The organism is Pseudomonas sp. 14P_8.1_Bac3, assembly GCF_025466085.1.
Taxonomy (GTDB): domain Bacteria; phylum Pseudomonadota; class Gammaproteobacteria; order Pseudomonadales; family Pseudomonadaceae; genus Aquipseudomonas.
Window position 1 is genome coordinate 138094 of sequence record NZ_JANLOD010000018.1, and the last position, 20196, is coordinate 158289.

At 61.5% G+C, this 20196-nt stretch carries 19 protein-coding genes; 6 read left to right on the plus strand and 13 right to left on the minus strand.

Translation table 11 applies throughout. From position 1 onward, the window contains the following. Nucleotides 1–26: 26 nt before the first annotated feature. From lnt to miaB, 5 genes are all read right to left on the minus strand, one after another. Nucleotides 27–1550: an apolipoprotein N-acyltransferase gene (gene lnt, locus NTD84_RS06385; protein WP_262164109.1), complete on the minus strand. Its 1524-nt coding sequence runs from the start codon at nt 1548–1550 to the stop codon at nt 27–29. Nucleotides 1551–1558: 8 nt separating this feature from the next. Continuing rightward, the gene (locus tag NTD84_RS06390; RefSeq protein WP_262164110.1) at nt 1559–2398 is read right to left on the minus strand and encodes an HlyC/CorC family transporter; all 840 of its coding nucleotides are present in this window, start codon (nt 2396–2398) and stop codon (nt 1559–1561) included. A gap of 5 nt (nt 2399–2403) precedes the next feature. Then, nucleotides 2404–2901, minus strand: a complete 498-nt coding sequence (gene ybeY, locus NTD84_RS06395) for an rRNA maturation RNase YbeY (RefSeq protein ID WP_262164111.1) — start codon at nt 2899–2901, stop codon at nt 2404–2406. Next, the gene (locus NTD84_RS06400; RefSeq protein ID WP_262164112.1) at nt 2894–3898 is read right to left on the minus strand and encodes a PhoH family protein; all 1005 of its coding nucleotides are present in this window, start codon (nt 3896–3898) and stop codon (nt 2894–2896) included. The genes ybeY and NTD84_RS06400 overlap by 8 nt, the downstream gene beginning before the upstream one ends. 217 nt (nt 3899–4115) lie before the next feature. Next, nucleotides 4116–5444 (minus strand): tRNA (N6-isopentenyl adenosine(37)-C2)-methylthiotransferase MiaB, encoded by a 1329-nt coding sequence (gene miaB, locus NTD84_RS06405; protein WP_262164113.1) that lies wholly within the window; start codon nt 5442–5444, stop codon nt 4116–4118. A gap of 134 nt (nt 5445–5578) precedes the next feature. On the opposite strand from miaB, the gene NTD84_RS06410 reads away from it, so the two are divergent. After that, nucleotides 5579–5908, plus strand: a complete 330-nt coding sequence (locus NTD84_RS06410; protein WP_007894425.1) for a DUF1820 family protein — start codon at nt 5579–5581, stop codon at nt 5906–5908. A gap of 137 nt (nt 5909–6045) precedes the next feature. On the opposite strand, the gene NTD84_RS06415 is transcribed toward NTD84_RS06410, so the two are convergent. The 4 genes from NTD84_RS06415 to NTD84_RS06430 all read right to left on the minus strand — a co-directional run bounded on the left by NTD84_RS06415 (nt 6046) and on the right by NTD84_RS06430 (nt 9579). Continuing rightward, nucleotides 6046–6600, minus strand: a complete 555-nt coding sequence (locus NTD84_RS06415) for a tetratricopeptide repeat protein (RefSeq protein WP_262164114.1) — start codon at nt 6598–6600, stop codon at nt 6046–6048. Between the two features lie 225 nt (nt 6601–6825). Next, nucleotides 6826–8109 (minus strand): glutamate-1-semialdehyde 2,1-aminomutase, encoded by a 1284-nt coding sequence (gene hemL / locus NTD84_RS06420; protein WP_262164115.1) that lies wholly within the window; start codon nt 8107–8109, stop codon nt 6826–6828. A 16-nt stretch (nt 8110–8125) separates the two neighbouring features. After that, nucleotides 8126–8749 carry a thiamine phosphate synthase gene (gene thiE / locus NTD84_RS06425; protein ID WP_262164116.1) on the minus strand — a complete coding sequence of 208 codons (624 nt, stop codon included), beginning with the start codon at nt 8747–8749 and terminating at the stop codon, nt 8126–8128. Between the two features lie 32 nt (nt 8750–8781). Further along, on the minus strand, nt 8782–9579 hold the full coding sequence (locus NTD84_RS06430; protein WP_262164117.1) for a hydroxymethylpyrimidine/phosphomethylpyrimidine kinase: 798 nt from the start codon (nt 9577–9579) through the stop codon (nt 8782–8784). A 293-nt stretch (nt 9580–9872) separates the two neighbouring features. Here NTD84_RS06430 and NTD84_RS06435 point away from each other — a divergent pair, with 293 nt between their 5' ends. From NTD84_RS06435 to NTD84_RS06450, 4 genes are all read left to right on the plus strand, one after another. Then, entirely contained in the window at nt 9873–12257 is a 2385-nt protein-coding gene (locus NTD84_RS06435; RefSeq protein ID WP_262164118.1) for a hybrid sensor histidine kinase/response regulator, read from the plus strand. 73 nt (nt 12258–12330) lie between these two features. Next, nucleotides 12331–13977: an acyl-CoA dehydrogenase family protein gene (locus NTD84_RS06440; RefSeq protein WP_262164119.1), complete on the plus strand. Its 1647-nt coding sequence runs from the start codon at nt 12331–12333 to the stop codon at nt 13975–13977. Nucleotides 13978–14148: 171 nt separating this feature from the next. After that, the gene (amn, locus tag NTD84_RS06445; RefSeq protein WP_262164120.1) at nt 14149–15648 is read left to right on the plus strand and encodes an AMP nucleosidase; all 1500 of its coding nucleotides are present in this window, start codon (nt 14149–14151) and stop codon (nt 15646–15648) included. Between the two features lie 146 nt (nt 15649–15794). Then, the gene (locus NTD84_RS06450) at nt 15795–16361 is read left to right on the plus strand and encodes a pseudouridine synthase (protein ID WP_262164172.1); all 567 of its coding nucleotides are present in this window, start codon (nt 15795–15797) and stop codon (nt 16359–16361) included. Here NTD84_RS06450 and NTD84_RS06455 read toward each other — a convergent pair. Both NTD84_RS06455 and NTD84_RS06460 read right to left on the minus strand, forming a co-directional pair. Then, complete coding sequence (locus NTD84_RS06455) at nt 16356–16565, minus strand: DUF2788 domain-containing protein (RefSeq protein ID WP_093229943.1); 210 nt, start codon at nt 16563–16565, stop codon at nt 16356–16358. The two genes, NTD84_RS06450 and NTD84_RS06455, sit on opposite strands and share 6 nt — an antisense overlap. A gap of 259 nt (nt 16566–16824) precedes the next feature. After that, on the minus strand, nt 16825–17304 hold the full coding sequence (locus tag NTD84_RS06460; RefSeq protein ID WP_007937367.1) for an Lrp/AsnC family transcriptional regulator: 480 nt from the start codon (nt 17302–17304) through the stop codon (nt 16825–16827). A 436-nt stretch (nt 17305–17740) separates the two neighbouring features. Here NTD84_RS06460 and NTD84_RS06465 point away from each other — a divergent pair, with 436 nt between their 5' ends. Next, a complete protein-coding gene (locus NTD84_RS06465) occupies nt 17741–18853 on the plus strand; it encodes a DUF6515 family protein (protein WP_262164121.1) in 1113 nt (370 codons plus the stop codon). Here NTD84_RS06465 and NTD84_RS06470 read toward each other — a convergent pair. Both NTD84_RS06470 and NTD84_RS06475 read right to left on the minus strand, forming a co-directional pair. Then, nucleotides 18847–19746, minus strand: coding sequence for a cation diffusion facilitator family transporter (locus NTD84_RS06470; protein ID WP_262164122.1), 900 nt, complete (start codon nt 19744–19746; stop codon nt 18847–18849). The two genes, NTD84_RS06465 and NTD84_RS06470, sit on opposite strands and share 7 nt — an antisense overlap. Before the next feature lie 29 nt (nt 19747–19775). Then, complete coding sequence (locus NTD84_RS06475; RefSeq protein ID WP_262164123.1) at nt 19776–20195, minus strand: polyribonucleotide nucleotidyltransferase; 420 nt, start codon at nt 20193–20195, stop codon at nt 19776–19778. Nucleotide 20196: the final 1 nt, after the last annotated feature.

The window sequence follows — 20196 nt, forward strand, 5'->3', positions numbered from 1 at the left end:
AAGCTCGCTCCTGCAGAAAGAGGGGATTACACCGTCTTGGCCATCCGGTTAGCAATCAATGCCCAGCCAAACAACAGCACGCAAACCATGATCAGCGGCCACGAACGCCATTGCAGATACGGCGTCAGGTTGTGCATCGGCACCACTTCGCCGTACAAGATACCGCGCTCGAATTGCGGGATCTGCGCGGTGATCTGGCCGAACGGGTTGATCAATCCGCTGACGCCGTTATTGGTGGCACGAATCATCCAGCGCCCGGCCTCGAGTGCGCGCATCTGCGCCATCTGCAAGTGCTGCAGCGGGCCGATGGAGGTGCCGAACCAGGTGTCGTTGCTGATGGTCAGCAACAAATCGCTGCGCGCCGCCAGGCTGGCGGCAAATTCCGGATACACCACTTCGTAACAGATGAACGGTGCGATCTGGTAACCCTTGGCTTGCAGCATCGCCTGATCAGCCGGGCCACGGGCAAAGTCTGACATCGGCAGGTCGAAGAACGCGATCAGGCCGCGCAACACGTCTTGCAACGGTACGTATTCGCCGAACGGCACCAGCTTCTGCTTGAGGTAAGTGCCATCGCCTTCGCCGACGACGATGATGCCGTTGAAAAAGCGCTTCTCGTGACGAACCATCTGGCGGATTGGCACGCCGGTAATCAGCGCACTCTTACGCTCGGCTGCGAAGTTTCCCATCATGCTCAGGTAGCCCTCGGCGGACTCCTTGAGCACCGGCACCGCCGTCTCCGGCCAGATCAGCAGGTCGACCGGTTTCGAGCTGAAGCTCATGTCGCGGTACAACGCCAGTTGCGCATTGAGCTGCGCCGGGTCCCATTTCATGCTTTGTTCGATATTGCCCTGGATCGCCGCGACGCTCAGCGGTGCGCCCGCCGGGCTGGTCCAGGCATGTCCCTTGAGCGCGATGCCGGCCACCCAGGGGCCGAGCAACAGCAGGACGCCCGCGGCGATGAAAGCTTTGCGACCGGTCTTGATCAGGCGCGAAGCGTTGTAGATCAGCGCGGCCGTCAGGGCCAGGGTGAACGACACCAGCCACATTCCGCCTACCGGGGCGAGCCCGGCCAACGGGCCATCGAGCTGGCTGTAACCGGAATAGAGCCACGGGAAACCGGTGAGAAACCAGCCACGAAAGGCTTCCTGCCCGACCCACAAGGCGGCGAACGCCATGGCATCAGCCAGCGGTGCCTCATTGCGACGCAACCAACGGGCCCAGATCCACGCGGGCAGGGCAAAGAACCAGGCAATTGCCGCGGTGAAGAGCAGCATCAGGAACCCGGCCAGCAGCACCGAGGCCCCGCCGAAGTTGTGGATACTGTAGTAGATCCAGCTGGTGCCGGCGCCGAACAGGCCGAAACCGAAACACCAGCCACGGCCCAGGGCCTGACGCGGACTCAGTTCACGCAAACCGGCATAAAAGAAACCGACCGCCAGCAAGGCCAGCGGCCAGATATCGAACGGTGCCAGGGCGAGGGTAGTGATTGCACCGGCCACCACGGCCAGCAGGTTACCGGGCCAGCCGGGGCGGGTTACGCGGAGCATGTCAGTCCTTAACGGGCAATGGGAGTCAGGCGCAACAGGTGAATTCGACGGCTGTCCGCATTGAGGATACGGAAGCGATAAGGACCGATTTCAGTGATTTCATTGCGTTTCGGCAAGTGCCCGAACGCGCTCATCACCAGGCCGCCGACGGTGTCGAATTCATCGTCGGAAAACTCGCTGTCGAAAAACTCGTTGAAGTTCTCGATCGGCGTCAGCGCCTTGACCAGGAAGTCACCGCTGGGCAGCGGCTTGATGTAGCTGTCTTCTTCGACGTCATGCTCGTCTTCGATGTCGCCGACGATCTGTTCCAGCACGTCTTCGATGGTCACCAGACCGGCCACACCGCCGTATTCGTCGATGACGATGGCCATGTGGTTGTGGTTCGCACGGAACTCGCGCAGCAGCACATTCAGGCGCTTGGACTCGGGCACGAAGGTGGCCGGGCGCAACAGGTCCTTGATGTTGAAGCTGTCACCGTTCTCCTTAAGGATCAACGGCAGCAAATCCTTCGCCAGCAGCACGCCCATCACGTCATCGTGGCTTTCGCCGATGACCGGGTAGCGGGAGTGAGCCGAGTCGACCACGGCTGGCAGGAATTCGCGGGGTGTCTGGGTCGCCTTGATGCTGACCATCTGCGAGCGCGGGACCATGATGTCCCGTACCTGCAGGTCCGCAACCTGGATGGCGCCTTCGACGATGGCCAGCGCTTCGCTGTCCAGCAACTTGTTCTGATGTGCGTCGCGCAGAAGCTCCAGCAGCTCCTGACGGTTCTTCGGCTCGTGGGCAAAAGCCTGGGTGAGCTTACCCAGCCATGACTTCTGCCCGTTGCTCGATCGATCTTCGCTCATAGCGATTACTCTGAATCCTTTGTTGTCACGATAGTGGATGTTTCGGTTTCGTCGTCGTCCGCGTACGGATCGGGATAGCCCAGTTCCGCAAGCAATGTGCGTTCCAGCGCTTCCATTTCTTCGGCTTCGTCGTCATCTATATGGTCGTAACCCAGCAGATGCAAGCAGCCGTGGATGACCAGATGGGCCCAATGGGCCTCGAGTGCCTTGCCTTGTTCGGCGGCTTCGCGCTCGACCACGGCCGCGCAGATCACCAGATCGCCCAGCAGCGGGATATCGAGGAACTCGTCGGGTACATCGGCAGGAAACGACAGCACATTGGTGGCGTAGTCTTTTTGGCGCCAGGTGTGATTCAGCTCGCGGCCTTCGGCTTCGTCGACGAGGCGAATGGTCATCTCGGAGTCGGCCGTGCGTTGGCGCAACGCGAGTTCGCACCATTGGCGGAACTCGGCTTCGCTCGGGGCAGACGCTTCGGTGGCCAGTTGCAGATCAAGCTCAAGCATCGCGGCGACTGTCCTTGGGCGTTTCGTCCGCCGCACGATTCTCGAAGCGTTCGTAGGCTTCGACGATGCGTTGCACCAGCGGGTGGCGCACAACATCCTTGGGCATGAAATGGGTGAAGCTGATGCCCGGCACGTCTTTCAAGACTTCGATCACATGGTGCAGCCCGGACTTGGTGCCCTTCGGCAGGTCAACCTGGGTGATGTCACCGGTGATGACTGCCGTGGAACCGAAGCCGATCCGGGTCAGGAACATCTTCATCTGCTCGACGGTCGTGTTCTGGCTTTCGTCGAGGATGATGAAGCTGTTGTTGAGCGTGCGACCGCGCATGTAGGCCAGCGGCGCGACTTCGATCACCTGGCGCTCGATCAGCTTGGCCACGTATTCGAAGCCGAGCATCTCGTAGAGGGCGTCGTAGAGCGGACGCAGGTACGGGTCGATCTTCTGCGACAGGTCGCCGGGCAGGAAACCCAGTTTCTCGCCGGCTTCAACCGCAGGGCGGACCAGCAGGATGCGACGGATCTGCTCGCGTTCCAGCGCGTCGACCGCACAGGCCACGGCCAGGTAGGTCTTGCCGGTGCCGGCGGGGCCGATGCCGAAATTGATATCGTTACCGAGAATTTCCTTCACGTAGCGCAGCTGATTCAAGCCGCGAGGGCGAATCATGCCTTTCTTGGTGCGCAAGGCGACGGAGGGCTCCGACGGGGACACGTTGTCCAGCGCTTCGACGGCCGATTCCTGGAGGAACAGGTGAACCAGGTCCGGCGACAACTCGGTACCTTTGGTTTCCCGGTACAGGCGGCGCAGGAGGTTTTCCGCGGAGGTGGTGTGCTTGGGGTCGCCGATCAGCTCGAACTGGTTTCCGCGGTTGCGGATCTCGATGGTCAGGCGCTGTTCGATCAAGCGCAGATGCTCGTCGAACATCCCGCACAGATTGGCGAAACGGCGAGCCTCAAAGGGCTCGAGGATAAAACGATGTGGTTCTATGGGTGCGTTCAAGGTCGTATTTAGCCGCCCTGGGGCAATTGAGATGAAATCAAGGATAACGCCAGTGGCCCGGGTGCGAAAGCTCTTATACGGAGCAAATTGATTCCCGCAGCTGGCGATGAACCTGTGGGAGCGAGCCTGCTCGCGATAGCGGTGTGACAGTCGGCACATGGGCTACATGTCAGACCGCCATCGCGAGCAGGCTCGCTCCCACATTGGGTTTTCAGTGTTATTGGATCAGCGATCCGCGCAGCGAGTGCGGCTGCGCGGCGTCGATGTGCACGTCGGCGAACTGGCCGATCAAGGTGGGGTTGTCGCAGCGGAAGTTGACGATCCGGTTATTCTCGGTCCGGCCTTGCAGCTCGCCGGGGTCTTTTTTCGAGTAATCGGTCACCAGGATTCGCTGGATTGAGCCGACCATTTGTCGGCTGATCTCGAAACCTTGCTGGTTCAGGCGATGTTGCAGCGCATTCAGGCGTTCTTTTTTCAGCTCTTCCGGCGTTTCGTCGGCCAGGTCGGCGGCGGGTGTGCCGGGGCGCTGGCTATAAACGAACGAATAGGAGAAGTCGAAGCCGACGTCCTCGATCAGCTTCATCGTCTGCTGGAAATCCTTCTCGGTCTCGCCGGGGAAGCCGACGATGAAGTCCGAACTGATGCAGATCCCCGGCACGGCGGCGCGCAGTTTGCGCAGCTTGGATTTGTATTCCAGCGCCGTATGGTTGCGCTTCATTGCCGAAAGAATGCGGTCTGAACCCGACTGGACGGGCAAGTGCAGGTGTTTCACCAGTTCCGGTACTTCGGCGTGGGCCTGGATCAGGCTGTCGGAGAACTCCAGCGGATGGGAGGTGGTGTAGCGAATCCGGTCGATGCCATCGACGGCGGCGACCACGCGAATCAGTTCGGCGAGATCGGCCAGGCGACCATCATGGGTGGTTCCGCGATAGCCGTTGACGTTCTGACCAAGCAAGGTCACTTCACGCACACCGTTTTCCGCCAGGTGGATGATTTCCGCAATCACGTCATCGAATGGCCGGCTCACTTCTTCACCACGGGTGTAGGGCACCACGCAGAACGTGCAGTATTTGCTGCAACCTTCCATCACCGACACGTAAGCGCTCGGGCCATCGATGCGCGGCTCGGGCAAATGGTCGAATTTTTCGATTTCCGGGAACGAGACGTCCACTTGCGGCAGCCTGGTGGCGCGGGCGGCGTCGATCATTTCCGGCAAGCGGTGCAAGGTCTGCGGGCCGAACACCACGTCGACGTACGGTGCGCGATCACGGATGGCGGCGCCTTCCTGGCTGGCCACGCAACCGCCGACGGCGATCACCATCTCCGGGTTGGCCAGCTTCAGTTCGCGCCAGCGACCCAATTGGGAATACACCCGGTCCTGGGCGCGTTCGCGGATCGAGCAGGTGTTGAGCAGGATCACGTCGGCGTCTTCAGCGCGAGCGGTGACTTCCAGGGCCTGGTGTTCGCCCAGCAGATCGACCATGCGCGAGCTGTCGTACTCGTTCATCTGGCAACCGTGGGTTTCGATGTAAAGCTTCTTGGCCATGGACAGAGTCATCACGTGATTCAAAGAACCGCGCATTATAGGGAACATGTCCCAAGGTTCCTACCGCTGCGCGTCCGGTGGCTATGCTATAGTTCGCGCCCTCATTTTTATCCCCCGATGTGTTGCTCGCCCACATGACCAAACGTGAAGCTCCAATCTACAAGGTGATTTTCCTCAACCAGGGCCAGGTGTACGAAATGTATGCCAAGCAGATCTATCAAAGTGATCTGTGGGGCTTCCTGGAAGTGGAAGAGTTCGTCTTTGGCGAGCGCACGCAGGTGGTCGTCGACCCGAGCGAAGAGAAGCTCAAGGCGCAGTTCGAGGGTGTGGTGCGCAGTTTTGTGCCGATGCATTCGATCGTGCGCATCGACGAGGTCGAGCGCCTGGGCACACCGAAAATCAGTGAAGCCCGCGGCGCGGTCGGCAATGTGATGCCGTTTCCGATGCCGATGCCTGAGAAGTAAGGCTCAAGACCGAGTCGTCTTCATCGCGAGCAGGCTCGCTCCCACATTTGATCTCTGGGAACATGAATATCATGTTCGCAACGGTTCATTGTGGGAGCGAGCTTGCTCGCGATGGGGCCAGAAAGGTCGGTATCGAATCAGGGCAATGGCGAAAACGGCGTTCGCCCATCGGCGCTCTGCAATTCCATCAGGTACTTGCGGAAGATCTGCCCCAGTACCTGGGTCGCGACCTCGAGTTCTTCCCGAGGCATTTTCTCGGCGACTTCATCCGCGGTATCCAGCGCATCCTCCGCGCCATTGACCGCTGCCATCTTCAGCACGATGTACGCCTGAACGTTATTGGCCGGTACGCCTTCGCCGTGGAAGAACATGGTGCCGAGTTTGAATTGCGCCTGGGCGTGCCCCTGCAGCGAGGCCTTTTCGAAAAAGGCCAGGGCCTTATTGAGGTCGCGTGGGGTATTTTTGCCGTCGTAGTAGAACTCACCCAACTCGTATTGCGCTTGCGCATCCCCTTCATCCGACGCTTTCTGGCAGGCGGCGAGCGCCTGTGCCAGGTCTTGCGGCTGGGTATTGAGGGTGCAGCGACCCATCGCTGGGATTAACAACGAGTTGCCGCCTGCTTGTGCGAGCGCGAGCAGGGGCTGAAGGAGCAACAGGCAGCCCAATGCAAGGGCGCGGCCGGTGCGGTTCATGGGAATCGACTTACCTCTGAAGGGCGCGCGGACCCATCGAGGGATCCAATAAGCGCGCATTATGAAATAAGCAGGGCCAACCTTACAAAGTCTTTACTCGTTTTTCTGCTGCGCGGGGAATATCTCCTCCGGTTTGCGCGGGATTATGGGCATATCAGTAGGAAAAGACGCGGGAATGTAAGTGAAGGCTGACGCTGGCAGTCGCCAACGTCAGCGTTACAGCGTTTATTTCAATGCGGCGAATGCGCGTTCGGCGGCATCCAGGGTCAGCTTCAGTTCCGCATCGCCATGAGCGATCGAGGTGAAACCGGCTTCGAACGCGCTCGGCGCCAGGTACACGCCCCCTTCGAGCATCAGGTGGAAGAAGCGCTTGAACAGGTTGGCGTCGCTGGCCATCACGTCATCGAAGGTCACGATGTCGTCGGCACCGCTGAAATACAGACCGAACATGCCACCGGCCTGCGTGGTCACGAACGGAATGCCGGCGGCATCGGCGCGTTGTTGCAGGCCGTCGAGCAGGCGGCTGGTGTAGTCCGTCAGTTCGTCATGGAAGCCTGGACGGCTGATCAGGCGCAAAGTAGTCAGGCCCGCCGCCATCGCCAGCGGGTTCCCCGACAAGGTGCCCGCCTGGTACACCGGGCCCAGCGGTGCGATGTGCGACATGATTTCGCGTTTGCCGCCAAAGCAACCGACCGGCATGCCGCCACCGATGATCTTGCCGAAGGTGCTCAGATCCGGCGTGACGCCGTAATGCGCCTGCGCGCCACCGAGTGCGACGCGGAAACCGGTCATCACTTCGTCGAAGATCAACACCACGCCGTGCTTGTCGCACAGGGTCCGCAGGCCTTCGAGAAAGCCCGGCGCGGGAGGCACGCAGTTCATGTTGCCGGCCACTGGCTCGACGATGATGCACGCCACTTCCTGGCCGACTTCGGCGAGCAGGGTCTCTACTGCGTCGATGTCGTTGAACGGCAGGGTCAGGGTGTGTTTGGCGAACGCCGCCGGCACACCGGCCGAGCTTGGCACGCCTTGGGTCAGCGCGCCGGAGCCGGCCTTGACCAGCAGGCTGTCGGAGTGACCGTGGTAGCAGCCTTCAAACTTGATGATGCTGTCGCGGCCGGTGAAACCACGCGCCAGGCGAATCGCGCTCATGGTCGCTTCGGTGCCGGAGCTGACCATGCGCACCATCTCCATCGACGGCACGATCGAGCAGACCAGGTCGGCCATCTCGGTTTCCATTTCGGTCGGCGCGCCGTAAGACAAGCCGTGCTCCAGCTGCTTGCGCACCGCGTCCAGCACGTCCGGGTGGCTGTGGCCGAGAATCATCGGGCCCCAGGAGCCGACGTAATCGACATAGCGCTTGTCGTCTTCATCGGTGACGTAGGCACCTTCGGCGTGCTTGAAGAACAACGGTGTGCCACCAACGCTCTTGAATGCGCGAACGGGCGAGTTCACGCCACCGGGAATGTGTTTCTGGGCATTGGCAAACAGCGTTTCGGAACGAGACATGATCGGGCTCTCAAAATCAGACTTTTAATAATTCGTTGAAGGCGCGGGCGCGGCGGGTGACCTGCGCCGTGCTCTCGGCGCCAAACAGGCCGTGAACCACCGCCAGCAGATCGACCCCGTGGGCCACCAGCGGCGCGGCATTATCCAGCGTGATGCCGCCGATCGCGCAGATCGGCAGGTGCAGTTTGCCGCGGGCCTGGTCGAGCAGGTCGAGGCTGCAGGTCGGCGCACCGGGTTTGGTGTTGGAGTTGAAGAAGCGGCCAAAGGCGACATAACTGGCGCCTTCCCTGGCCGCTTGCTCGGCGAGTTCGAGTTGCGCGTGGCAGGTCGAACCGATGATCGCCTGGCGACCGAGCAGGGCACGGGCCGGAGTCAGTGGACCATCGGTTTGGCCCAGGTGCACGCCGACGTTCAGACGCGCGGCCAGTTCGGCATCGTCATTGATGATCAGATGAGTCTTGTAGCGGTCGCACAGATCGCGCAGCGCTTCGGCCTCACGCAGGCGGCGGGCCTCGTCGCTGCTCTTGTCGCGGTATTGCAGCAGAGTGACGCCGCCTTCCAGCGCCGCCTCCACGTACGACAGGAATTTACCGGCCAGGAGCTGGCTGTCGGTAATGGCGTACAGGCCACGTAATTTCATCAGGCATGCCTCTGCGCTTTACGCATCGAAAGTTACGAACAGAAATCCAGCGGCAAGCGGCGCGGTACGAACTGACCTTTGCCCAGTTGCTCGGCATCTCGCAGGGTGCGCCACGTGTAGTTAAGCGCGCTCTGCACTGCGCTGGCGAGGTTTTCACCCAGCGCCAGACGACCGGCAAGGGCACTGGCCAGCGTGCAGCCGGAACCGTGATAACTGCCAGGCAAGCGTTCACAGGTGAAGGTTTCGCGGCGACCGTCGCGGCTGTACAGGCGATTGTGGATTTGTGCTTCATCGCCATGACCGCCGGTGATCAGCAGGTGCTTGACGAACGGCAGGAGTTTTTCAGCGCATTCGTCGGCGGTGCCTTCAGGCAGTTCGGCGAGGATGCGCGCTTCGGGAAGGTTAGGGGTGGCAATGATGGCCAAGGGCAGCAAGCGTTCGCGCATGGCGTAGCCGACTTCATCCTTGCCCAGTCGTCCGCCGCCACCCGCGCGCAACACCGGGTCGCAGACCATCGGCAAGTGCGGGTGCGCCTGAAGCAGTTCGACCACAGTGTCGACCATTTCCAGAGAACCGAGCATGCCCAGTTTGACCGCCGCGACTTCGGAATCGTTGAGCACGGCGTTGGCCTGGGCCAGTACCCACTCACGGTCGAGGACGCGGAAGTCAGTGACGTTGACCGTGTCTTGCACGGTCAGGGCGGTGACGGCCGGAGCCGCATGACAACCCTGCGCGAGCAGGGCTTCGATATCTGCCTGCAAGCCGGCGCCACCACTGGGGTCGTGGCCGGAGAGACAGAGGACAACGGGGCGAGAGCTGTAGATATTCATGGTGCGCGAGCTTACCACCAGTCGACCAGCGAGTCATGACAGCGGCTACAGGAATGCGCAACACGGCCGATGCAATGTAATGGGCTGACTACGTGCACAGCTTTATTGCCCTGAGCGCCGCTGGAACGCCCGTGCTAGAGCGTTTCTGTAAAATTTTTCAATGGTGTTCAATGGCCATCAACGGCTATGCTAGAGTGGATCCAAATCAATAACAGGTAATACCGGTTATACGTCTACTCAAAGGGAATGAGGGGCTTCCTGAGATAAACCGGACAGGCCACGCTGGGGCTTAAATGCGCTATTTGCTGATGTTGCTGTTTTGCTTGCCCCTTATGGCGAGCGCAGTCGAGTTCGATGAATTCACTCAAAGCCTGCCCTTGGGCCAAACCCTGCAAGTATTCGAGGACGTTGATGGTCAGGCGACCCTTGATGAGGTCCGCGCGCAAGCCGCGGCCGGGCGCTTCAAACCCCACGACGAGGCCACGCTCAACGCCGGTTATTCGCGCTCGGCATTCTGGCTGAAAATCGACCTGCGCTATCGCCCGACCAATCCCGCCGCGCAGCGCACCTGGCTGCTGGAACTGGCCTATCCGCCCCTCGATCACCTCGATCTGTACTTGCCCGATGCTGCCGGTGCCTATCGACTGGTACGGCAGACCGGCGATGCCTTGCCGTTCGCCAGCCGCGAGATCCGTCAGAACAACTACCTGTTCGATCTCAACTTCACCCCGGATCAAGCGCAAACCGTCTACTTGCGCTTGCAAAGCGAAGGATCGATCCAGGCGCCGGTCACGCTGTGGTCGAGCACGGCGTTTCTCGAAGAGCAGCCGGTCCGCCTCTATGTGCTGGGGCTGATCTACGGCGTACTGTTGGGAATGCTGGTCTACAACCTGTTCATCTACCTCAGCGTGCGGGACACCAGCTACCTCTATTACATTTTCTACATTGCCTCGTTCGGGCTGTATCAGCTGTCGGTGAACGGGGCCGCCGTGCAGTATTTCTGGCCGAACAATCCGTGGTGGGCCAACGCCGCCACGCCATTCTTCATTGGCTGCGCCGGGCTGTTCGGCAGCCAGTTCGCCCGCAGTTTCCTGCAGACCGCCACGCTCAGCCGCTGGCTCGACCGCTTGCTGCTGGCGTTGATTGCATTCGGGGCGATCGTGGTCGGGTTGTCGCTGATGACCAGTTACGCCTTGGCCCTGCGCCTGGCGACGACCCTGGCGCTGACCTTCACCGTGGTGATTTTTGCCGCCGGGTTTTTCGCCTGGTGGCGCGGTCTGCGGGTGGCGCGGTACTTCATCATCGCCTGGTCGGCATTTTTACTCGGCGGCATCGTCAACACGCTGATGGTGCTGGGTTACCTGCCGAACGTGTTCCTGACCATGTATTCCAGCCAGATCGGCTCGGCCATCGAAGTGGCGCTGTTGTCCCTGGCCCTGGCCGACCGCATCAACGCCATGCGCGAACAACAGGCACAGACTCTGTTCGATGCCGGGCAAAAACTCGAAGTACTCAACCAGCAACTGGCGCACAGCAACAAGCTCAAGGATGAATTCCTCGCCACGCTGACCCACGAATTGCGCACGCCCATGAACGGGGTGATCGGCTCGCTGGAGTTGATGCAAACCGTCGAGATGGACCCCGAGCTGGAGCAATACCAGCAGACCGCCGCCGGTTCGGCACGGGACATGATGCGCATGGTCAACGGCATCCTCACGCTGACCGAGTTGCAGGCCGGCAAGCTCAAGGCCAATGCGTCGGCCTTCAGTTTGCGTGGTGTCGTCGACGCCTTGCGTCTGCAGTTCGAAGGCAATGCTCTGGGCAAGTCGCTGGACTTCAAGGTCGACGTCGCGCCGGGCCTTCCGGACCGCCTGCACGGCGACAGTACGAAGTTGCTGCAATGCCTGGAATGCCTGCTGGACAACGCGATCAAGTTCACCCGGGTCGGCGGCGTGGCGCTGCGGGTCACCGGTAAGCCGGTGGAGCCGGGTCGCCTGGCGCTGTCCTTCGCGGTGATCGACACAGGCATCGGTTTCACCGATCTCGGCGAGGCGACCCTGTACCAGCGCTTCTTCCAGCTCGACGGCTCGATGACCCGTGAATACGGCGGCCTGGGCGTCGGCCTGGCGATTTGTCGGCAACTGGTGGAGTTGCTGGGTGGGCATCTGACTCACCGCTCCGAACCCGGTCGCGGCAGCCGCTTCCAGCTCGATGTCGAGGTCGAACTGCCCGTGGTCGAGCGCGCGCCAACGCCCTTGATGACTCGGGAGTTGCACAACCTGCGCCTGCCCCAGGACTGCACCGTGCTGCTGGTGGATGACAACAGCATCAATCAATTGGTCATGCGCGGGATGTTGCTCAAGCTCGGGTTCCGGGTGCGCACGGCCGACAATGGTGTGGCGGCCCTGGATTTACTGCGGTGTGAAACATTCGACGCGGTATTGGTCGATTGCCAGTTGCCGCCGCTGGATGGCGTATCGGTTTGTTGCCAGATTCGCGCCTTGCCGGGCTGTGAGGAATTGCCGCTGTTCATGCTGGCCTTGAGTGCTGATCGGGAACGCTGCCCGACCGGCGCCTTGATCGATCACCTGAACAAACCGGTGAAGTTTGAAGACTTGCAGGCGGCGCTGTATCGACGGGTGCTCTGTCCAGAACAAGGCGAAAGCGCCGACAATTAGGCGGATATGCCACTTTGTTCGGCCTCGGGGCAGTGCTTAACTGACTCCCTTGGCTGACCAGAGGAGCCCCGTCATGAACATGCATCAGTTCGCCGAAACCCACGAAGTCACCAACCAGCCGCCGTCCCTGGACGGCACCAATCTGTATCGCATCGACCTGCCTTTGCAGGAGTGGTCGCGGCGTTTCGGGGCCGGTTGGGCTGAGTCGCGGATCGACGCTTATGGCGCGCTGGCCGGCGGGCCGCTGATGGAAGCGGGGTTCCTGGCCAACCAGAACAAACCGGTGTTCAGCAGCCATGACCGTTATGGTCATCGCATCGACCTGGTGGAATTTCACCCGGCCTACCATGAACTGATGCGCACGGCGATCGAACACGGCTTGACCTCGTTGCCGTGGGCCCATCCGCAGTCCGGTGCCCACGTCGCCCGCGCTTCCATGACTTACCTGCACAGCCAGGCCGAAGCCGGCAGCGGTTGCCCGCTGACCATGACGTTCGCCAGTGTGCCGGCGATGCGCCTGCAACCCGATCTTGCCGAGCAATGGTTGCCGAAGATCCTCGCCACCGAATACGACCCGCGCAACGTGGGCATGGCGCACAAGGCGGGTGTCACGATCGGCATGGCCATGACCGAGAAACAGGGCGGCACCGATGTCCGGGCCAACACCACCAAGGCCTATCCGGTTGGGGCCAGTGGCCCGGGCCAGGCCTACGAGCTGGTGGGGCACAAGTGGTTCTGTTCGGCGCCGATGTGCGACGCCTTTCTCACCCTGGCGCAGACTGACAAGGGCTTGACCTGTTTCCTGTTGCCGCGCCATCGCCCGGATGACACACGCAATCAGTTCTACATCCAACGCCTGAAGAACAAGCTCGGCAACAGTTCCAACGCCTCCAGCGAAGTCGAGTTTCGTGGGGCGCTGGCGTGGATGGTCGGCGAAGAAGGGCGGGGCGTGCCGACCATCATCGAGATGGTCGCCATGACCCGCTTCGATTGCATGGTCGGCTCCAGCTCGCTGATGCGCCAGGCCCTGACCCAGGTCAGCCATCACTGCGCCCACCGGAGCGTCGGTGGCAAGCTGCTCAGCGAACAACCGTTGATGCAGAACGTCCTCGCCGATCTGGCGCTGGAAAGCGAAGCGGCGCTGGCGTTGAGCCTGCGCATGGGCAAGGCGCTGGATCATCTGGACGACAGCCACGAAGCTAAATTCGCCCGCCTGGTGACGGCGGTGGGCAAATACTGGATCTGCAAGCGTGCGCCCGCGATGATCAACGAAGCGGCGGAATGCATGGGCGGCGCGGGCTATGTCGAGGACAGCATCCTGCCGCGCTTGTACCGTGAGGCGCCGGTGAATTCGACGTGGGAAGGTTCCGGCAACGTGCAATGCCTGGACGTGCTGCGGGCGCTGTCGAAAGAGCCGGGTGTGCTCGATGTGCTGTTCAGCGAACTGGGCGACGGCCATGGCGATAAGCGCCTGGCGGCGCACATCAACCAGTTGTACACAGCCTTCAAGGACACCAGCGACATTCAATACCGCGCGCGGCAGCTCACCGAGGACATTGCCCTGGGGCTGCAGGCCAAGCTGTTGCTGGAGGCCGGCAATGCGGCGGTGAGTGATGCGTTCATCGCCAGTCGCCTGGGTTCTGCCGGTCGGGTATACGGCGCGTTGCCGCGGGGGCTTGAAGTGGAAGCGATCGTGGCACGATCGACCCCGTTTCTATGACCCGCACGAAACCTGTGGGAGCGAGCCTGCTCGCGATAGCGGTGTGTCGGTCACGCTGATGTTGTCTGACGCGCCACCATCGCGAGCAGGCTCGCTCGCACATTGGATCTGCGCAGGACTTGGCATTTGGGCGGCACGCCACTGTTCCCGTGAAGCGACGATGCAGGCAAGATGAAGGCCTGCAAGTCAGAACACAGGATGCTGATCGTGACCGAAGCTTTTATTGTCGTTCAAACCGCCGAGCAAGCTGTGGACCAGCTTGCGCATTTGCACAATCGTGCAACCACCGCGCTGAACCAGGCGCTCAAGCGTTACCTCAAGGATCGAATTGAACCGGACGCCGAACAGCGTGCGATGTTTCGTTATCCTGAACTGCGTCTGACCTACCACTGCCAGGGCGAAGTCCCACAGACCACGCGCGCCTACGCCAAGGTTCAGTTGCCGGGGACCTACAGCGTCACCGTCACGCACCCGGCCGCTTTCCGTAAATACCTGCTGGAACAACTCGTGCCGCTGATGCACGACTTCACCGTGACCGTGGAAGTCGGCATCAGCCAGCAGAATATTCCGTACCCGTACGTGGTCGAGCAGGGCGATGAACTGGCCGGCTCCGGCGTGACCGCCGCGGTGCTGGCGCGGGTGTTCCCGAGCACCGACCTGTCTGCCGCCACCGATGGCATTGCCGACGGCCTGTACGATTGGGAAAACACCGATCCGCTGCCGCTGGCGCTGTTCGATGCCGCGCGGGTGGACTTTTCCCTGCGTCGGCTGGTGCATTACACCGGCAGCGACTGGCGCCATGTGCAGCCGTGGATCCTGCTCACCAACTATCATCGCTACGTGGACCAGTTCATCGTCCATGGCCTGGAGCAGCTGCGCAGCGACCCGCGTTTCGTGCGCATGGTCTTGCCGGGCAACGTGATCATCGAAAAGAGCATGGACCACGGCGAAGCGTCGGCGATTGCCGCGGGCGTGGTCTGGCACCGTTATCAGATGCCGGCCTATCACCTCATCGCCAGCGACGGTCATGGCGTGACCCTGGTGAACATCGGTGTCGGCCCGTCCAACGCCAAGAACATCACTGACCACCTGGCGGTGCTGCGTCCACATTGCTGGCTGATGATCGGTCACTGCGGCGGCCTGCGTCAGTCGCAGACCATTGGCGATTACGTGCTGGCCCACGCCTACATGCGCCGCGACGGGATTCTCGACCGGGTCGTGCCGCCGAACATCCCGATCCCGGCCCTGGCCGAAGTGCAGATGGCGTTGCAGCAAGCGGCCGCCAACATCACCGGCGAGAAGGGCGACGAGCTGAAAAAACGCCTGCGCACCGGCACCGTGCTGACCTACGACGACCGCAACTGGGAGTTGCGCTGGGCTCAGGAGCGGCCGCTGATCAACCTGTCCCGCGCCGTGGCGGTGGACATGGAAAGCGGCACCATTGCCGCCCAGGGTTATCGTTTGCGGGTGCCGTACGGCACGTTGCTCTGCGTCTCGGACAAACCGCTGCACAGTGAAATCAAGCTGCCGGGTTCGGCCAACGCGTTTTATGAGCGCGCGGTCAGCCAGCATTTGAAGATCGGGATCGAGGCCGTGGACCTGTTGCGCACCGAGCTCAATTCGCTGCACTCGCGCAAACTGCGCAGCTTTGACGAGCCGCCGTTCCGCTGATGGTGGTCATGGTCATTTGACGGTCGGGCCACTAGCATAGTGGGCCCTGACCGTTAGATGTCCTCTTTGCCATGTCCCGTCCCCAACGTCCCGTTTCCCGCCGCCCTGGCGCGAAACCCGCGTCACCGTCCTCAGCCCCGCGCCGCATCGCCAAAGCGCCACCGGCCGAGCCGAAGCTGATTCTGTTCAACAAACCTTTCGATGTGCTGACGCAATTCAGTGATGGAGAAGGGCGGGCGACGCTCAAGGATTTCATCGAGATTCCCGGGATCTACCCGGCAGGGCGGCTGGACCGCGACAGCGAAGGCTTGCTGCTGTTGACCAACGACGGCCAGTTGCAGGCGCGGATTGCCGACCCGAAACACAAACTGGCCAAGACCTATTGGGTACAAGTGGAAGGCGAGCCGAGCGAAGCGCAGTTGCAGCGTCTGCGCGATGGCGTCGAACTGAACGACGGCATGACCTTGCCTGCCGAAGCGCGGCAGCTGGATGAGCCGGCGTTGTGGCCGCGCAACCCGCCGGTGCGCTTTCGCAAAAGCGTGCCGACCTGCTGGCTGGAGTTGGTGATCCGTGAGGGGCGTAACCGTCAGGTGCGGCGCATGACCGCGGCGGTAGGCTTGCCGACGTTGCGTCTGGTGCGGGTCAGAATCGGTGACTGGTCGATCGAAGGGCTCGATCAGGGACAGTGGAAGGAAGTCCCGGCACGCTTATAACGAGCCGGACTCGATCAGGCCGATTACCACGCTTTTGATCACGAACGCCGCGACGCCCAGGCCCAGCACGAAGAACAGGATGAACGAGCCAAAGCGCCCGGCCTTGGATTTTTTTGCCAGGTCCCAGACGATAAAACCCATGAAAATGATCAGGATGCTGACCAGTCCGGTCATCATCCATTCTTCGAATACTGCAGGATCCATTGGACATCTCCAGCGTGGGCGGGGCTAAAAGGCGCTGGAGTATACGGCATGGGGGAGGCGCGGCGGGGTGGGCTGCGGCGGTGTGTCGCAGCTATTCGTCGCCTGGGCTGCGTGGCGCAAATCTCGTGAACGGCGCAAGAGCCCTGTAGGAGCAAGCTTGCGCGCGATGGTGGCGAACGATTACGCGGGCTGCCTGGATGCCAACGGTGTCTGGACTTCCATCGCGAGCAAGCTCGCTCCTACAGGGGGAGTTGCGTATTCAACTGCGCAGATGGGTCAGCGGCAGTTCGGTACTGTTGAGCACCTGGTTCAACACGAAACTCGAGCGCACACTCGTCACCCCTTCAATACGGGTCAGATGCCCCAGCAGCAGTTTCTGATAGTGATCCATGTCCGGCACTACCACCTTGAGCTGATAGTCGGCATCCATTCCGGTCACCAGACTGCATTCCAGTACCTGCGGCAAGGTGCGAATCGCTGCCTCGAAGTTCTCGAAGCGCTCCGGCGTGTGCCGGTCCATGCCGATCAGTACGTAGGCGGTCAGGCTCAGGCCGAGCATCTTGCGGTCCAGCAGCGCGACCTGGCGGGAGATGTAGCCGTCGTCCTCCAGCTGCTTGACCCGGCGCGAACAAGGGGACGGCGACAAGCCGATGCGTTCGGCCAGCTCCTGGTTGGAGATGCGCGCGTCGCGCTGCAATTCCGCCAAAATGCTCAGGTCGTATCGGTCGAGTTTGCTCATCAATCAGGCCTTTGTCATATCGATTGCGGCAGATTATCTATCCAGGGTTAAAAATTGCGCAAGTCATGTTTATTTGAGCAATCTTCGCAATCCTCTGTCGGCACCGCAGGCCTATGCTTATCACCAGAATCACTGCTCGGACAAACAGTCCACAGCGACTCGCCCAATCAGGCCAGTCGCGGCTGCCACCCCCACCGGGGATGTGCCGGCCCCCGAGCTGCACACTGTCCAGAAGACGGCGTGAGGTGAGCCGACGTCAAAAGCGTCGAGCACGGACGAAGTTCTCAAAGGGAGGCCGACGGGTCTCCCTTTTCTTTTGTCCGCAATTTATCGCCGGACCCTCAATAAATAAGTTGCGCGACTGATAACCTGTTGCAGAACCGGCCTGTGCTTTCCCAGTCTTACGTACAAGCCCTAACCCGCAGTGAGGAAAAGCATGAAGTCGCGCATCTGGCGTTTGGCCGGTGTTGGTTTGCTGTGTATCAGTGTCACTGCGCAATCGCTGGCCGATGAGCCGCAGAACCGTGGTCCCGAGAACGGGCAGCGGGGGGATGGTCATCAGGGCAATAATCAGGGGCATGGCGGCAACAATCAGCCGCGTCCGCAAAACAATCCGCAACAGAACCAGCCGCGGCCGCAGAACAATCCGCAGCAAAATCAGCCGCGGCCGCAGAACAACGAAATCATTCGCGGCGACAACAGCCGGCAGTTCGAGCACAACGGCCAGCCGCGCACTGGTGGCCAGTTGCAGAACAATCAGCCGCGCGATAATCAGCCCCGCGATTTCAACAATCCCGTTCGCCCACCACCGACTTCGCCACAATTGCCGGCCAATAACCTGCCGATTCAGGGCCGACCCGACACCGTGCGCCAGACCCAACAGCCACAGCGCGGTTATTACAATGACGTGCCACGGCGTAACGACAACAACAACCCGCACTGGCAGAACAACAACGGCCCGCGTCCGGATGACCATCGCTGGGCCGGACGCCCGGACGGGCACGGTAACGGCTGGGGCCCAGGCCCGCAGTACCGTCCCGGTCATATGATCGACCGTTTCCCGGACCGCGACTATCGCGTGCCCTATCGCGGCCAGGATTACTTCTTTTCCGGCGGCTACTGGTATCGCCCGCAAGGCCCGCGTTATGTAGTGGTACAGCCGCCGCGCGGAATTCGCGTCGGCTACCTGCCGGATTACGCCCGCGAAGTGTGGATCGGCGGTGCGCTGCTGTTCCTCGCGGCGGGTTCGTATTACGCCTATCAGGAAAGCACGCAGGACTACATGGTGGTCGAGCCGCCCGTGCAATCGCAGCCGCAACCGCAACCGCAACCGGTCAGCAACAATTATGACGTGGAGGCGTATCCGGCCAACGGTCAGTCACCGGAGCAGGTCAATCAGGACGGCTACGAGTGTTATCAGTATGCGGTGCAGCAGAGTGGTTTCGATCCGCGCACGGCCACCTACCAGCCGGACCCTTCGGTCGTACAGGCGTACCGTCAGGCCCAGGGCAACTGCTTGAGCAGTCGCGGTTACCAGGTCAGTTACTGAGTCGCCCTGGCCGCTGGCACCACTTCCTGCGGGTCGGCGTGCACCAGCACTTCGGCGCGCGGGTAGGCGGCCTGGATCGCCTCCGCCGCCCGGTCGCTGATACCGTGGGCGACTGACAGCGTCAGTTCCCCCGGCAACTCCAGGTGCAGTTGCACGAACCACTGGTTACCGGAAATCCGCGTGCGCAGGTCATGGGCGCCCAGGACGCCCGGCACGCTGCACGCCAGTTCGAGCATGTGCTGACTGACTTCCGCCGGCAGCTCTTCATCCATCAACACCGTGAAACTTTCCCGGGCGATTTGAATGGCGCTCCAGAGAATGTACGCGGCGATCCCCAGGCCGAACCAGGCGTCGACCTGATTCCAGCCAAACCCGGCCAACACCAGCGCGAACAGAATGCTGCCGTTGAGCAGCATGTCCGAACGGTAATGCAGGGAATCGGCGCGCACGGCGTTCGAGCCGGTGGCCTTGACCACCCGGTGCTGCAACGTCAGCAGGGCCAGGGTCAGCGCCAGGGAGAACACGATCACCCCGATGCTGATCCACGGCGCGCCCACCGGTTCGGGATGCTTCAACCGATCAAACGCCTGCAGGGCAATCAACACCGCACTGCCACCGATGAACAACGCCTGGGCCATGCCCGCCAGCGACTCGGCCTTGCCGTGCCCGTAACGGTGATCATCGTCGGCGGGACGCAAGGCGTAGTGCACCGCCAGCAGGTTGAGCAGCGAGGTGACGCCGTCGAGTGCCGAGTCGGTCAGCCCGGCGAGCATGCTCACCGAACCGCTCAACCACCACGCGATGGCTTTGGCGACGATCAACGTACAGGCCACCGCCACCGAGGCACGGGTCGCCAGCCGCAACAGGCGGGCGTGTTCGGAGCTGGAAATCATAGGTGCGGCTTATCCTTTCAGTGCCTGGTTTACGCGGCCGGTTGCAGACCGAGCAATGCCAGTTGCTGGGTGCTGCCCTTGTGCTGGATCAGGCGTGGGTCGTCCAGCGGGAAGCTGCGGCCCAGTTCGGTCTCCAGAATAGTCTGCAACTTGCGGGTGTCGACCTTGCCGTCGGCGCCGATGGCTTCCTTGAGTTTTTCCGGGGCCACCTGCGCATGCTCGCCGGGCGCGTAGTAAATCGCCCCGGAGGCGAAGTCCACCGCAAAGGCGATCAGGCCGGGAATGATGTAGAACAGCAGGCCCACGGCATCCAGCGCGGCAATGGCCGGGTCAATCTTGCCGTCGATCTGCCCGCGGCGATCGGGGTAGAAAATCGAGCCGCACGCGGTCACCTGGGTCAGCAGGGTGGCCACCAGTACACCGCCAATCAGGCGAAAGGGAACACGCATA

Coding starts and splice junctions, on each gene's coding strand:
- NTD84_RS06435 (WP_262164118.1), top strand. CDS start 9,873: ATGCGCTATTTGCTGATGTTGCTGTTTTGCTTGCCCCTTATGGCGAGC.
- NTD84_RS06470 (WP_262164122.1), bottom strand. CDS start 19,746: ATGATTTCCAGCTCCGAACACGCCCGCCTGTTGCGGCTGGCGACCCGT.
- NTD84_RS06460 (WP_007937367.1), bottom strand. CDS start 17,304: ATGAGCAAACTCGACCGATACGACCTGAGCATTTTGGCGGAATTGCAG.
- NTD84_RS06440 (WP_262164119.1), top strand. CDS start 12,331: ATGAACATGCATCAGTTCGCCGAAACCCACGAAGTCACCAACCAGCCG.
- miaB (WP_262164113.1), bottom strand. CDS start 5,444: ATGGCCAAGAAGCTTTACATCGAAACCCACGGTTGCCAGATGAACGAG.
- NTD84_RS06390 (WP_262164110.1), bottom strand. CDS start 2,398: ATGAGCGAAGATCGATCGAGCAACGGGCAGAAGTCATGGCTGGGTAAG.
- NTD84_RS06455 (WP_093229943.1), bottom strand. CDS start 16,565: ATGGATCCTGCAGTATTCGAAGAATGGATGATGACCGGACTGGTCAGC.
- NTD84_RS06415 (WP_262164114.1), bottom strand. CDS start 6,600: ATGAACCGCACCGGCCGCGCCCTTGCATTGGGCTGCCTGTTGCTCCTT.
- lnt (WP_262164109.1), bottom strand. CDS start 1,550: ATGCTCCGCGTAACCCGCCCCGGCTGGCCCGGTAACCTGCTGGCCGTG.
- thiE (WP_262164116.1), bottom strand. CDS start 8,749: ATGAAATTACGTGGCCTGTACGCCATTACCGACAGCCAGCTCCTGGCC.
- NTD84_RS06430 (WP_262164117.1), bottom strand. CDS start 9,579: ATGAATATCTACAGCTCTCGCCCCGTTGTCCTCTGTCTCTCCGGCCAC.
- NTD84_RS06475 (WP_262164123.1), bottom strand. CDS start 20,195: ATGCGTGTTCCCTTTCGCCTGATTGGCGGTGTACTGGTGGCCACCCTG.
- NTD84_RS06410 (WP_007894425.1), top strand. CDS start 5,579: ATGACCAAACGTGAAGCTCCAATCTACAAGGTGATTTTCCTCAACCAG.
- hemL (WP_262164115.1), bottom strand. CDS start 8,109: ATGTCTCGTTCCGAAACGCTGTTTGCCAATGCCCAGAAACACATTCCC.
- ybeY (WP_262164111.1), bottom strand. CDS start 2,901: ATGCTTGAGCTTGATCTGCAACTGGCCACCGAAGCGTCTGCCCCGAGC.
- NTD84_RS06465 (WP_262164121.1), top strand. CDS start 17,741: ATGAAGTCGCGCATCTGGCGTTTGGCCGGTGTTGGTTTGCTGTGTATC.
- amn (WP_262164120.1), top strand. CDS start 14,149: ATGAAGGCCTGCAAGTCAGAACACAGGATGCTGATCGTGACCGAAGCT.